Genomic DNA, 14,878 nt, shown 5'->3' on the forward strand with positions numbered 1-14,878 from the left:
CCTCCTTTATGTAGTTAACAGTAGATCCTCTATTATTGTACCAAACTTTCGCGGTTCTTCCACATGAATTGCATGACCAGTGTTGGAAAATGTCACAATATTGAACATTGGATTGATCTTTTTCATGTTTTCTGCAATCCCTACGAACTTTTGATCGAGCTCACCGACAAGTACGTGGACAGGTACAGAGAGCTCTTCAAGCTCTTCCCATAAAGAGTCCTGTGCGCCTGTCCCCATCCCTCTCAAGCTATTGGACAAGCCTGTGACAGATTGACTCAGACGCTGCTTCCGGATTTCCGAGCGCTCTTTATCCGAAAGTCTTTTCTGAGAGGCAAATAAGGGGATCTCCTGCCAAAAATCGACAAAGGCTTCGATTCCACCTTTTTCAATTCTATCGGCAAGCACCTCATCCTTCTTCTTTCGCTCCGCTCTTGCTTCAACCGCCTTCAAACCAGGTGAAGAGCTTTCAAGTATCAACGCCTTCACCTTTTCAGGATAGTTCAGACTAAAGTGCAGAGCAGTACGTCCACCCATGGAATAACCGATCAGTACGGCAGGCCCAACGTCAAGCTCATCAAGAATACAGCAAATATCCTCGGAAACGCGATCCATCGTATACCTGCTGTCATCTTCAGGGGAATCCGTGCGTCCATGGCCAATCAAATCAATGCTGATGCACTGGTAGGATTCGGATAATGAATCAGTGACAGACGACCATGTTGTCGTGTCACCCGTGAAGCCATGGAGGAAAACCAGAGGCTGCCCTTCCCCTTTAACTTCTACAAAATACCGAATATCATTCACTTGAAGAATCACGATATCCACCCTTTATTTTCCGCGTCATTTCCCGGGAAACAAAATTCCACAATTTACGATGATTTGCTACATTTTCCTCTCGATTGGTCATCACTTCAATGATGCTTATCCCTTTGTATTGATCGGCTTCCAAAAGGGCAGGGATAAATTCCTCCTCCTCCGATACCTTGGAATAACCCGCTCCGTACAGCCTTGCTGCATGAGCAAAATCCAGGTCCATCGGGGTACCGAACAGGTCTTCAAAGTGTGTCTGATCAGATGCTTGCGGCAGGTATGAAAAGATGCCTCCACCATTATTATTCATGACGATGATGGTCATATCCAATTGATATTTCCTGGCGGTCAATAGTCCGTTTAAATCATGGAAAAAGGCAAGATCCCCAATCAGGAGATACATGGACTGTGACCCTGTACTCATGCCAAGGGCCGTGGATACCACTCCGTCTATTCCATTCGCTCCTCGATTGGCAAAAATCCGAATCGAACGGTCATCGGTAAATAAAAAGGTATCCAAATCCCTGATGGGCATGCTATTACTTGAAAACAGGGTTGCCCCGTCAGGCAGATGCCTGATCAGATGATGGACAGCCTTTCCTTCATCCCAGGATTCATGACCATCGTCGAGCAAGTCTTTTGTCTTGTCATTGACACCCACCCAATACTCGAGCCATTCCCTATCAGGCTTATCGTTTTTCCCAATGAAGGCCTGACAGAAAAGGTTCTCCTCACATTGGATGTAGTGGGTTCCCCGTGCAGTCGGGTCCTGCCATTCTTCTCCATTACTCACAACCCATGTCGGAATATCCGGCATGCTTTTCAGGAACAACATCAGTGCTTTCGATACCGGCATAGCACCGAACCGGATGACAAGGTCAGGCTGTAAAGATTCTTTAAGCTCATCGATCCTGATGAATGTGTCGTAGCAATCCATGATATTTTCCTTGGAGTGGCTACCATTCCTCACAAAGGATAACGGGTCTGCCAGAATCGGCAGGCCATATCCCTCGGAAAATGCGATAATGGACTGCACCGCCTCTTCACCTATTCCGGGTCCACACACAACGATGCCCCGATTTGATTTCTTTAATTGGTCCAGAAGGTCATGCTGATATCCTGAAGGCAATTGACGATCCCCCTGAATGACGGTCTTTCCCGATTGGTACGGTGTGAATTCCACCTGCTGTAGATTTGGGATAAGGGGTTCCCTGAATGGAAAATTGTAATGAACCGGCCCTTGTGGATACCCCGTAGAGATGGACACGCCCCTGGCGGCAGATGATCGTGCATATTGCACCATGGAAGGGATGCTTTCCGGCAATGCCATATCAACGGACCATTTCACGTGCTTTCCATATAAATCAATTTGATTGATCGCTTGAGGCGCACCTACTTCTCTCAGCTCATGAGGACGATCGGCCGTCAAGACAATGAGCGGCACCTTTCCGTAGCGTGCCTCAATGACAGCAGGGTAGTAATTTGCTCCTGCAGTCCCTGAACTGCACAAGATGGCTACGGGTTTCTTTTTTGCCTTGGAAATACCCAATCCAAAGAATGCTGCTGAACGTTCATCCACGTTTGTATACGTTTTGACTCCTGGATGATGGGCAAATAACAATGCCAAAGGAGTAGAACGAGAGCCGGGACTGATGACGACTTCGTCTACTCCATTTCCAACCAATTCTTCAATGAAGGCCGCTAAATAATGAGTTAATTTCTCCTGATGTTCATCAATCATGTACGGTTCCCCCTAATGCACGGAGCATTGGTCGAAATTTCATTTGTGTTTCTTTAAACTCACTTTCAGGCTGTGAATCGGCTACGATTCCGCAGCCTGCATATAAGTATGCTTTATCCCTTTGCAGGAGGCCGGAACGGAGGGCGACGGCGTACTCCCCATTCCCGTAGGCATCCATCCAGCCGATAGGACCTGCGTATAGTCCACGATCCATTTGTTCTTCCTGCCTGATCACGTGCAATGCCTTATCTCTTGGTACCCCGCCGAGTGCAGGAGTCGGGTGTAATTTTTCCACAAGATTTAGAATCGATGTATTCTCAGATGCCTGTCCAATAACGGGAGTGTATAAGTGCTGGATGTCCTTCAACTTCATAAGCTGCGGGGAAGTCGGGATCGACAGCTCGTTACAAAAAGGGTTCAAGGCATCCTGGATGCTGTCCACGACAAGCTGATGCTCATAACGGTTCTTTTCATCCCCCAGGAGCTCTTCCCCCAGTTTTTCATCCCTTTCAAGGGTATCCCCACGGGCAATCGATCCCGCTAAACAGGTAGACAGGATTTCTTCTCCCGTTTTTTTTACAAGTCGTTCTGGAGTTGCTCCGATGAAGCAGCTTTCTTCCCTTTCAAAGCTGAACACAAAGCTATCGGGCTGCTGCTTCCAAAGATTATCCAATACAAAATCAGATGACACGTGCTTTTCAAAGGAAATTTCACATTTTCTTGCAAGAACGACCTTATCCATTTCCCCCTGCTGTAACCGATTCACGACACTCTGAACAGAGTCCTTCCATTCTTCAGGCTTCACATCACGGTTACGGAGCCAATGGGCAATCTCAGGAATAATGGTCTTCCGGGCGTTAGCAAGAAGGCTTTCCTTTATGCGGATGCGTTCATGGAATATACTTTCATCTTCTTCCGGATGACAGATGACGTTCATCGTCAAATAATTCGTTTTCCCCGGCTTGGTCAACATGAACATCGGGAGCTGAAACGAACCTTCAGAGAAATGACTCCACTCGTCTCCCCTGGCGTTTAACGGGTCGAAGCTAAAACCACCGAATAGTAATGGCCCTGTTCCTGGCCACTTGTCCTCTGTCACGACTACGGACTCTCCAATTAAGCGCTTCCACTCATTCTCAATTGTAAAAAAGCGCTCTTCCATCTCATCCGTGGAAACGATATGGGCCGCTCCGAGTCCTACAAGCGTGATGGTGTGATCACGGTCCTTCCATAAAAAGCGCTCTCCAATAAAAGAACTGCCTCCATAGTAAAAGGAAAGAGGATCTACTGCATCGACTTCCTCCACTATGCTCAGAAGAACGGGACGATCTATTTGTTTAGCCTTCATTTTGGCTGAATCATATGCTTTTTCAATATTGGTTTTATGGATGGTAACCAATTGAATTCCCCCAAACAAAATCACGTACAATAGTCAAACTTACTATAAGATACACCTGTCTTTATGGTGTGTCAACGAAGTTCGAGCCATGTTTACAATATTTATCCTTATTATATATAATAAACCCTTTTTCGCCTTTTGAGAAACCAAAAGCGTTGTAAAAGTCCTCATTTACTGGAAAATAGCACCTTCACTGATTTGTAAAAAATGATTGACAGTCCCCCTCCCTTTACCTACACTTTAATCTGTAAAGGAATTGTAATGTTATCTGAAAATTCCTTATTGTGTAAGGGAGAGAGATTGATGGAACAACAAGCATCCAACGTGTTGGAATCAGATAAAGGGTGGAGAATCTGGTGGCAGCTCACAAGGCCACACACTCTTACAGCTGCATTTGTGCCTGTATTGCTTGGTACGGTACTTGCGCTGCAATTTACAGACGTTAACATTATGCTATTTTTGGCAATGCTGGTTGCCTGCCTGCTCATCCAGGCTGCTACAAATATGTTCAACGAATATTATGATTTTAAAAGAGGTCTTGATACAGAACACTCTATCGGAATCGGCGGAGCGATCGTCCGTAACGGCGTCAAACCATCAACGGTCATCAACCTTGCCTTTTCACTGTACGGCATCTCCCTGCTATTAGGGATTTATATTTGCCTCAGCAGTACATGGTGGCTGGCACTGATAGGCTTAGTTTGCATGGCAGCCGGGTACTTTTATACTGGCGGACCAATGCCAATTGCATACACTCCGTTCGGTGAAATCGTAGCAGGATTTTTCATGGGATTTGTGATCATCCTGATTTCCTTTTACATTCAGACCGGCTACATCAACGATGACAGCATCCTCATTTCCATTCCGGTTTCCATTTTAGTAGGCTCAATCCTACTGGCCAACAACATCCGGGATCTGGACGGCGATAAAGAAAACGGCCGCAAAACCATAGCCATCCTATTGGGTAAGAAGGGTGCCATCATCCTTTTAGGCGGAATGTTTGTCGTATCCTACGCCTGGATCATCGGGTTGGTCGTCACGGGTATCTCTTCACCTTGGCTGTTCGTAGCCTTTCTGAGTATCCCGAAAGCGGTCAAGGCCACAACAGGATTCATCGGCAAATCACAACCGATCGAAATGATGCCTGCCATGAAAGCCACTGCCCAGACCAATACCATCTTTGGATTCCTCATATCCATTGGATTATTACTTGCTTATATACTATAGAAAGACAAAGAGTCGACCCTTTCATTTACGGGTCGACTCTTTTTTTGTTTTGAGATGATATAACTCACAATAAATCGGATGATCTTTAAAATTACATACATAAAAAAGGTAGTTAAAACTTTAGGTATTATTTAAAAATTAAAAGCTACTGTTGATTGAAGCGGAAATCAACCAGCACTCACTAGTTGGTCAGCGCCATATTTACGAAATAAACCTTTTATGTTTTAACATCCCCACTTTCGGATAAAGTATGGTTAGGATAAATTTTTTGCGAACATAACAAAGGATGTGAAGAAATTGCTAACAGACAGCCAAAAACAGACACTCAAACAAGAATTGGTTCAACAGGAAAAGCAGTTAAAAGAACATTTACATCAGGATTTAGATAATCTTCACCATACAAACGAACGTGATAACTCAGGAGAACTTTCCCTTTACGATAATCACCCGGCCGATATGGGAACCGAATTATACGAGCGGGAAAAGGACTTCGCCATTGATGACCATTCAAAGCTAGAGCTTGATAAGATTCAACAGGCTCTTCACGCAATGGAAAACGGTACGTATGGTCAGTGTAAGGAATGCGGGAAGGAGATCCCATATGAGCGTCTGGAAGTCATCCCGACGACCCTTTATTGCCGGGACCATACACCGAAGCAGTCGACCCCTCAGGATCGACCTGTGGAGGAAGAAGTACTGCAGCCTCCTGTAGATAATGAATTCAGACATGAAACAGACGGAAATGTACGTGATGATCAGGACAGCTTCCAGGAAGTCGGCAGGTTCGGTACATCCGAAACCCCATCCGACTTTGAAGGCGATCACGAGGATTATTCCGACCTGTATCAGGATGAGGATACGTCAGAAGGCTTCACCGAGGATTTCGAGTCATTCGTCGGCACTGATATGGAAGGATCGAACCGTAAAGCCTATCCATCGAAGACCCATGAAGAGTATGAAGATATGCTAGATGAGAATGATATCGAATCAACAATAGGGGACATCCCCTATAAAGACGGGGACAGCTACATCTCCGATAAGAAGAAATAGAAAAAACCGCCTGGGATCACTTTCCCAGACGGTTTTTTTATTTGGTCAAACTTCCCTGTGCAATGCCCCAAATATCCTTCGCGTATTGCTCAATGGTACGGTCACTCGAGAAGTAGCCGGAATTGGCAATATTCTGAAGACACATCCGGGACCAATGTTCTTTGTTTTCGTAAGCCTTTCCGGCCTGCTCATGAACCCTTACGTAGGAATCGAAATCCCGGAGGACAAAGAATTGATCGTTCTCCGTCAATAACGAATCATAAATGGTTTCGAAATGATCACCTGCATCCGGCAGGGTATCATCGATCAATTGGTTCAACACCTTTTTGATCCTTGTATCATAGTGGAAGTACTCCATGGCATAATAGCCGCCATGATGCTGGTATTTCATTACTTCCTCCGCGGTCAAGCCGAATATGAAGATGTTATCATTCCCGACTTGTTCCAGGATCTCGATATTGGCTCCATCCAGGGTTCCAAGGGTCAGTGCGCCGTTCATCATGAACTTCATATTCCCTGTACCGGACGCTTCTTTACTGGCCGTTGAAATCTGCTCGGACAAGTCAGCCGCCGGAATGATTTCTTCCGCCAGGGACACGCGGTAATTTTCAAGGAATACAACTTTGATGCGCCCTTTCACCAGTGGATGATCATTGACGAGATCAGCAACAGAGTGGATCAATTTTATGATTTTCTTAGCATAAAAGTAACCCGGTGACGCCTTTGCCCCGAAGATGAACGTCCGAGGATGGAAATCAAACGCCGGGTCCTCGACACAGCGATTATACAAATGGAGAATGTGCAACACATTCATCAGTTGACGTTTATAGGCATGAAGCCGCTTCACCTGGATGTCAAAGATAGAAGAAGGATCCACTACGATCCCATTGCTTTCAAAGATCCGTTCGGCAAGCTTCAATTTATTCTCCTGCTTTACATCATACAAGTCCTTCAGGAAAGCTGTATCGTGATGATACTCCTTCAGCTTCACAAGCTTCGAAGGATCTTTAATCCACTCATCCCCGATCGATGATGTAATCAGGTTCGCCAAGGATGGATTACTATTCAGGAGCCACCTTCTATGAGTAATTCCATTCGTTTTGCTATTAAATTTATCCGGATAATATTGATAGAATAAGTTCATTTCCCTTTGCTTCAAAATTTCCGTGTGGATCTTTGCGACCCCATTCACACTGAAGCTTCCTACGATCGCCAGATGAGCCATTTTGACTTCATCATGAGAGATGATCGCCATATCCTCTATTCTTTTCCATTCACCAGGATACTCTTTCCATAATTCCCTGCAGAACCGCTCATTGATTTCATTGACAATCATATGGATGCGGGGAAGGAGCGGCTGGAATATCCGGATCGGCCATCTTTCCAAAGCTTCTGATAGAGTTGTGTGATTCGTGTAAGCAAATGTGTTCGTCGTGATTTCCCAGGCTTCTTCCCAATCAAATGAATATTCATCCAGAAGCACTCTCATCAGTTCCGGTATGGCAAGAACCGGGTGGGTATCGTTGATATGAATGGATATATGTTCATGCAGCTCCTTCAGGTCCCCGTTCCGATATAAATAGGAGTCCAGAATCGAGCGGATGCTTGCGGATACCAGGAAATACTGCTGCTTCAGGCGCAGAATCTTACCTTCTTCATGGGTATCGTCAGGATAAAGAAATTCAGTAATGGCTTCCGTATCACGTTTATATTTCATCATATCCTTACCTGCTTTATAAGCAGCAGGCTCGGCACTCCACAGACGAAGTGTATTAACAGTGGACGTTTCATACCCCACAACTGGCATATCATAAGGGACAGCGGCTACCACTTCTGCATCGACATGGCGAAACCGTAAGACGTCCTTTTCCGTATACGACTCCACTTTCCCCCAGAAAGGCACCTCCACTGTCAGGTCCGACTTTCGGACCTCCCATACGTGACCGTGACGCAGCCATTGTTCAGGAAGCTCCATCTGAAAGCCGTTTACGATCTTTTGTTCGAATAACCCATGCTTGTATCGGATTCCATATCCGTGCCCGGGTAAATTCAGGGAAGCCAGTGAATCCAGGAAACAGGCGGCCAAGCGGCCAAGACCACCGTTCCCAAGACCGGCATCGTGCTCGACATCTTCCATATCGGCAAGGTCGATACCAAGATCCTGGAGTCCTTTTTCCACGATATCGTAAATCCCTAAATTCATCAGATTCTGGCGAAGCAGGCGCCCGAGAAGGAATTCAATGGATAAATAATATACCTGCTTTTGTTTATTGAAACGGTACTGCTCGTTCGTATGGATCCAGTTCATCGAGATATATTCCCGGACCAGGTGACCCAATGTGAAGAACTGATCCTGACTGGTCGACTCAGGAAATGTCTTTCCATACATCATCTCAAGCTTCTTTAGAAACATCTCTTTAAATTCTATCGGATCAGAAAACATGACTTTCACTCCTTGATACCAGGTCAGCATATAGTTGATTATATTTAAAGGCCGATTGAGCCCAACTATAATCTTTATTCATTGCGGTTCGTACAATATGATTCCATGTTTCCGGATCTTCGTAGAAATAGGTCAGGGCCCTTCTATAGGTATAGAGCATGTCGTGAGCATTAAAGTTCCTGAATGAGAAGCCGTTGCCAGTCTTCGTTTCTTCATTGTAGGATTGAACCGTATCATTTAATCCACCGGTTTCACGGACAAGCGGCAGGGCACCATATCTCATCGCAATCAGTTGCCCGAGGCCACAAGGTTCAAACTTGGAAGGCATCAGGAACAAATCACTGGCGGAATAGATCTCCTTGGCCAGCTCCTCATTAAAGCCGATCTGAACCCTCACTTTATCGGGGTACGTCCATTCCATCTCCCTGAAGAATTGCTCAAATTCCCAATCACCCGTTCCCAACAGTACGAATTGAACATTTTCCTGCATCATTTCATGAAAGACGCCCCTGACAAGTTCGAGCCCCTTCTGGTTTGTAAGCCTTGAGATGATGGACACAAGAGGAATCCCTTCGTTCTCCTCCAGCCCCAGACTTTTTTGCAGATGACGCTTCGCCTGCTTCTTCCCATGAAGATTGCCGCTGAAGTATGGAAACTCTCCCTCATCAGGGTTGTACACTTCATCATCGATCCCATTGACGATGCCCAATAGTTGGTTGTATCGTTGACCCAGGATATTATGTAGCTTTTCCCCATAGTAAGGCGTAAGGATTTCCTCTTTATATGTCGGACTCACCGTTGTGACAAAATCCGAAGAAATGAGAGCGGCTTTCATGAAATTGATATTTCCATAAAACTCTAGATATTCATGATGAAAATACTTATCGGGTATACCTAATAAATCCGTCATCACCTGTTTAGGGTAAATCCCTTGAAATTGCAGATTGTGAATGGTGAACACACTGCGGATAAATGCATAACCCGGTCTCTCCTGATACTCGCTTCGAAGTAAGAACGGAACCATTCCTGTGTGCCAATCATGACAGTGAATCACATCAGGGAAGTAATCAAGGACAGCGATGCTTTCCAGTACAGCCCTGGTAAAATAAGCAAAGCGCTCCCCGTCATCAAAGTATCCATACAGCCGGTCCCTGTTAAAATAATATTCATTGTCGACAAAATAATACGTTACGCCATTTTCTGTGTACTCTTCAATGCCACAATATTGATTGCGCCACCCGACTGATACGAAAAATTCTTTCTTCCGCTTCATTTTAGAATGGAACTCATGAGGGATCCCGCCGTATTTGGGCAGGATCACCCTGACATCGGTTCCTAAGCTTCTTAACTCCTTAGGCAGAGCACCTGCCACGTCAGCCAGGCCTCCGGATTTAATGAATGGGACACACTCCGATACGACAAATAACACTTTCACGAATTCATCAGCGCTCCTTGAATCATCCCTTTGCGAATGACAATTGGATTGTTTGGATCTCCGATAAGCTTGACGCCATCCTCTACTCGCACATCTTTATCTAAGATCACATTCTCTAGTACACAGTTATCTCCAATTTGGCTCTTCTGCATAATGATGCTGCCTGATATCTTCGTGTTTTTTCCAACCTTCACGGCTCTGAACATCGTAGAATTATTCACTTGGCCCTCAATGTAACATCCATTGGCGATGATACTATTCTTCACGCTTGCCAATGACGTGTAGCGTGTCGGCGGTTCATCCTTCACCTTCGTATAGATAGGCATTTCCTTCTTGAACAGCTCTTTCCAGTATGATAGATTCATCAGCTTCATGCTGGCATCATAGTATTCTTCAATGGAATCAATCTTCTGAACAAATCCATCATGTTCATAACCGCATATCTTAAAACCGCTGTCCATGTCCTCTACGACATCCTGCATGCAGGTGTAGCCCGTTTCACGGCGCTTAGCGATCAAATCTATGAGCATAGTCGTTTTGACTAAGTACATGTCTAGAGAGTTCCCATTGTGTCTCATTTCCGTGATATCACAACCTATACGGATATGACGTTCGAGTACGGGTTGATAATCGATATTACATAACGTAAAGCAATTGCTGATCAGTGCATATTCCTGTGTACTGCGTTTTAAATAGTCCATATGATGGGCAAAGTGGTTAAAGGAACCCACCCCTTCCTCATTCGCTTCCAGTCCCGGTGCAGGAAAGAAAAACAAGCCGTCCCGTTTCCGGTTCAGATCCCAGTTCTTTCCCGATCCCAGATGATCCATCAGGGATCTGTATTGAAACTTCGGAAAAATGGCAACGGAACCGATATCTGAATTCACCATATTGGAAAGGACAAAATCAATCAGACGGTATCTACCTGCAATCGGAAGTGCGGCTAATGAGCGATGCAACAATAAATCCTCCAACGAATCATAGTAACTCGTAGCATCAATAACACCAAGCATTGTATTTTTCAAAACACTTCTCCTCCTCTAATGTTGTAATGTTGGTCTTGAATCTTACACTCTTTCTTGTTCCAGCAGTGTTTCAATGAATGATTCCGTCACGAGGATGACTTCATCGGATCCCTCTTCCGGCATGATGCACAGCCCGCTCGGTACTTTCACATCCGAAGGCACGATCGCTTGCTCGATATACGCGTTCTCTCCAATGACTGCATCCGGCATAATGACTGATCGGTTGACGTGCGCCCCTTTTTTCACTGTCGTGCCCTGGAAGAGTACTGACTTCTGAATCGTTCCTTCAATCGTGCATCCCTCATTCACAAGTGATCCTTCTACAAGGGCATCACCTGCAATATATTGAGGCGGCTCGTTCGGATTAACGGAATACACCCTCCAATCATGATCAAACAGGTTCAATTCATTTTTCTCGTCGATCAGATCCATATTCGCTTCCCACAAACTCTTGACCGTACCGACATCCTTCCAATAGCCCTCGAATGGGTATGCCATCAATTTCTTCTTCTCATCAAGCAGGAGCGGGATGACATCCTTTCCAAAGTCATGGCTGGAATCAGGATTGCGTTCATCCATCTCGAGATAATCCTTCAGCACGGAATAGTTGAAAATATAGATACCCATCGAAGCAAGATTACTCTTAGGGAAAGGCGGCTTTTCTTCAAACTCTGTGACTCTCATCTCTTCGTTCGTATTCATCAGCCCGAAACGGCTCGCTTCGTCCCATCCCACTTCAATGACTGAGATCGATACGTCTGCTTTTTTCTCGATATGATAATCAAGCATTTTACTATAGTCCATCTTGTAAATATGATCACCAGACAGGATCAGAACGTACTCAGGATCATATTGCTCGAGATAATTCATATTTTGATAGATGGCACTTGCCGTCCCTGTATACCAGCGCATTTCAGAGGATTCAGCATATGGTGGCAGCACGGTCACACCACCGTTTTTACGGTCAAGATCCCACGCACTCCCAATTCCAATATAAGAATTCAATACAAGTGGCTGATATTGGGTAAGGACCCCTACCGTATCGATACCTGAATTCGTACAGTTGCTCAGTGTAAAATCAATGATACGGTATTTCCCTCCAAATGGTACGGCGGGTTTCGCCAGACTTTTCGTCAATGAACTTAATCTGCTCCCCTTTCCACCTGCTAATAACATGGCCACACATCTACCTTTTGCCATCACTTTCTCTCCCCTTTCAATCGATTGGTTTTAAATAAACGGCTGCATACGGTGGAATCGTCATTTCCACATATCCTTCTCTTCCATGGTACATTTCATTGTGTACGGTAAGCGGCTCGGGGTTGACCTGGTGTGAACCACCAAATCGCTCATCATCACTATTCCAAATCTCTTCATAAGAAGAAACCTTATTTACTCCCACCTTATACCGGTGATACACATGTGGACTGAAATTGCAGATCACCACCAGATGCTCCTCTTTTTCAATCCCATAACGGATAAAGGAAAAAATCTGCTGTTCAGCATTATTCACATCCACCCACTCGAAGCCCTCTGAACGATGATCCATCTGGAATAATGGTTCAGCACCTTTATATAAATGCATGAGCTCTTTAAAATATGAATTGAATTTGTGATGATATTCGTAATCCAGTAAATGCCAATCTAATTCCTCAAGATCTTTCCACTCTGAAAACGGGGCAAGCTCACTTCCCATGAACAGAAGCTTTTTCCCCGGATGAGCCATCATATAGCTCAGGAGCAAACGATATTGTGCGAATTTCTGCCAGTAATCCCCCGGCATTTTGTTCAATAGTGACTTCTTCCCATGTACCACCTCATCATGTGAAAAAGGAAGTACATAGTTCTCTGAATAGGCATATAACAAAGAAAATGTTATGAGCGAATGTACATGCCTTCGTTCAGTCGTATCGGTTTCCATATATTTAAGGACGTCATTCATCCATCCCATATTCCACTTATAATTAAATCCAAGACCCCCATAATGAACAGGAGATGTCACCTGTGGCCAGTCCGTAGAATCCTCTGCAATCATCAAAATTGAAGAATCGTATTCAAACACAGCCTTATTCAAGTTTCTCAAGAACTGTATGGCACCTTCATTGGGAGCCATCTGTCCCTGATTTGCCCAATAAATGATATTTGCCACTGCATCGATCCGGAAGCCATCGATATGATACTTATCCATCCAGAAACGGGCATTGGAAATAAGGAAGCTTCTCACTTCACCTTTCCCTAAATCAAAATTCGCCGTTCCCCACGTATAATTCTCGCGATCCCTTTCCTGACTATATTCATAGGCAAACGAACCATCAAACTCATATAATCCATGTGAATCCTTACAAAAATGTCCAGGGACCCAATCCAAAATGACGCCGATATTGTGTAAATGACATTCATTCACAAATGCCATCAACTCATGTGGCGAGCCATACCTGCTGGTCGGTGAATAATACCCCGTCCCCTGATATCCCCAGGACCGGTCAAAAGGATGCTCCGTGACTGGCAGCAGTTCTATATGAGTGAAACCCTGCTCTTTCACATGAGGGATCAACTGTTCCGCCAATTCCTTGTAAGAAAGGAACTTTCCCGATTTCTTCTTCCATGTGCCCAAATGCACTTCATAAATCGACATAGGCTTGTCGTAGATCGTGTTAGCTGAACGATCCTCAATCCACTTCTCATCTTCCCAGGAAAAGCCATCCAGCTCATACACGATGCTTGCCGTATGAGGGCGCTGTTCAGAGGCAAATCCATAAGGATCCGCCTTCAGTTTCTTTGAACCTGATGGTGTGGTGATTTCATACTTATACGTTTCGTTCGATAAATCCTTATCCACACGAATCGTCCACAAACCTTCCCTATTTCTTCTTTTCAGGTCATACCCACTCCCGTTCCACTGATTAAAGGATCCCACCAATGAAACATGCCTTGCTTTCGGTGCCCAAACGCAAAATTCTGTATAGGTCCCTGTCGAATCCCTTCTAACATGGGAACCCATAAACTGATAGGCCTGCTGTAAATTACCCTCATGAAACAAAAAAACATCATAATCTGTTATGGTCATTGCGTTCATCATCTCACCTACATTTTTTCAATCTACTTAACTATTTTCTAACAAGAACACTAAAATCCTCCTTATAATCGTCGCTCAATTACGACAATTTACTACATCCATAGATGAATAAATAGCTTATTTGGGAATTTATTCAAAATGATAAGGTTTACATTGTAAAAACATAGGGGAATCATGAAGAATTCATAGCGGAATTTGTCGAATTTTTTTTAATAATAGTTAATGAATTTTGCAAAAAATACAGAAGGATTACGGGATTTTGTATGGTTCATGGCTGGCTGCGAAAGGGGATGGTGATGTCGAATGGAGGTGTTAAAGATGGATATCTGATTTTGGATTTCTTTTAATCTGTTCTTATGAATGGAAAATGAAAATGAAGAGAAAAGTACAGAAGTTGATAATAAAATGGGGTAAGTCCATAATAAACTGCTCAAGGTCAATAATAAAGTAGAGAAAGCGATAACACAGTCATCCCTAAGGAAAAGACTTATCAATATAAAACCTGCCATGATGATCCCGTTCTCGCTCCATATTCAAAGATATCTCTTCAAATAGACTATTTAATTTAATACAAAAAAAAGACTATCAACAATGATAGTCTTTTCATAATGACCCATACGGGATTCGAACCCGTGTTACCGCCGTGAAAGGGCGGTGTCTTAACCGCTTGAC

The 14,878-nt window shown here is 44.4% G+C and carries 10 protein-coding genes; 2 read left to right on the forward strand and 8 right to left on the reverse strand.

Annotated elements, in window-relative coordinates; all coding sequences use genetic code 11:
• Positions 1–6: 6 nt before the first annotated feature.
• From menH to SLH55_RS17825, 3 genes are read right to left on the reverse strand one after another with little or no spacing between them, the layout of a single operon-like run.
• Complete coding sequence (gene menH, locus SLH55_RS17815) at positions 7–816, reverse strand: 2-succinyl-6-hydroxy-2,4-cyclohexadiene-1-carboxylate synthase (protein ID WP_219170573.1); 810 nt, start codon at positions 814–816, stop codon at positions 7–9.
• Positions 797–2,551: a 2-succinyl-5-enolpyruvyl-6-hydroxy-3-cyclohexene-1-carboxylic-acid synthase gene (menD, locus tag SLH55_RS17820; protein ID WP_219170575.1), complete on the reverse strand. Its 1,755-nt coding sequence runs from the start codon at positions 2,549–2,551 to the stop codon at positions 797–799. Before menD ends, menH begins: the two co-directional genes overlap by 20 nt.
• Positions 2,544–3,950: an isochorismate synthase MenF gene (locus tag SLH55_RS17825; RefSeq protein WP_257475217.1), complete on the reverse strand. Its 1,407-nt coding sequence runs from the start codon at positions 3,948–3,950 to the stop codon at positions 2,544–2,546. Before SLH55_RS17825 ends, menD begins: the two co-directional genes overlap by 8 nt.
• A 303-nt stretch (positions 3,951–4,253) precedes the next feature.
• On the opposite strand from SLH55_RS17825, the gene SLH55_RS17830 reads away from it, so the two are divergent.
• A complete protein-coding gene (locus tag SLH55_RS17830) occupies positions 4,254–5,177 on the forward strand; it encodes a 1,4-dihydroxy-2-naphthoate polyprenyltransferase (protein ID WP_219170577.1) in 924 nt (307 codons plus the stop codon).
• A gap of 288 nt (positions 5,178–5,465) precedes the next feature.
• The gene (locus tag SLH55_RS17835) at positions 5,466–6,227 is read left to right on the forward strand and encodes a TraR/DksA C4-type zinc finger protein (RefSeq protein ID WP_320324153.1); all 762 of its coding nucleotides are present in this window, start codon (positions 5,466–5,468) and stop codon (positions 6,225–6,227) included.
• Positions 6,228–6,264: 37 nt separating this feature from the next.
• Here SLH55_RS17835 and SLH55_RS17840 read toward each other — a convergent pair whose 3' ends face one another.
• Genes SLH55_RS17840 through glgB form a run of 5 tightly spaced genes read right to left on the reverse strand, consistent with a single transcriptional unit; the run spans position 6,265 to position 14,197 of the window.
• A complete protein-coding gene (locus SLH55_RS17840; RefSeq protein WP_219170581.1) occupies positions 6,265–8,670 on the reverse strand; it encodes a glycogen/starch/alpha-glucan phosphorylase in 2,406 nt (801 codons plus the stop codon).
• On the reverse strand, positions 8,660–10,105 hold the full coding sequence (glgA, locus tag SLH55_RS17845; RefSeq protein WP_219170583.1) for a glycogen synthase GlgA: 1,446 nt from the start codon (positions 10,103–10,105) through the stop codon (positions 8,660–8,662). Before glgA ends, SLH55_RS17840 begins: the two co-directional genes overlap by 11 nt.
• On the reverse strand, positions 10,102–11,130 hold the full coding sequence (locus tag SLH55_RS17850) for a sugar phosphate nucleotidyltransferase (protein WP_320324154.1): 1,029 nt from the start codon (positions 11,128–11,130) through the stop codon (positions 10,102–10,104). Before SLH55_RS17850 ends, glgA begins: the two co-directional genes overlap by 4 nt.
• Positions 11,131–11,172: 42 nt before the next feature.
• A complete protein-coding gene (locus SLH55_RS17855) occupies positions 11,173–12,330 on the reverse strand; it encodes a glucose-1-phosphate adenylyltransferase (protein ID WP_257475218.1) in 1,158 nt (385 codons plus the stop codon).
• A gap of 16 nt (positions 12,331–12,346) precedes the next feature.
• Entirely contained in the window at positions 12,347–14,197 is a 1,851-nt protein-coding gene (glgB, locus tag SLH55_RS17860) for a 1,4-alpha-glucan branching enzyme (RefSeq protein ID WP_257475219.1), read from the reverse strand.
• Between the last annotated feature and the right edge of the window lie 681 nt (positions 14,198–14,878).

Origin of the sequence: Rossellomorea sp. YZS02 (assembly GCF_033963925.1) — a bacterium.
GTDB lineage: Bacteria > Bacillota > Bacilli > Bacillales > Bacillaceae_B > Rossellomorea.

Coding starts and splice junctions, on each gene's coding strand:
- menD (WP_219170575.1), bottom strand. CDS start 2,551: ATGATTGATGAACATCAGGAGAAATTAACTCATTATTTAGCGGCCTTC.
- SLH55_RS17830 (WP_219170577.1), top strand. CDS start 4,254: ATGGAACAACAAGCATCCAACGTGTTGGAATCAGATAAAGGGTGGAGA.
- SLH55_RS17840 (WP_219170581.1), bottom strand. CDS start 8,670: ATGTTTTCTGATCCGATAGAATTTAAAGAGATGTTTCTAAAGAAGCTT.
- SLH55_RS17855 (WP_257475218.1), bottom strand. CDS start 12,330: ATGGCAAAAGGTAGATGTGTGGCCATGTTATTAGCAGGTGGAAAGGGG.
- glgB (WP_257475219.1), bottom strand. CDS start 14,197: ATGACCATAACAGATTATGATGTTTTTTTGTTTCATGAGGGTAATTTA.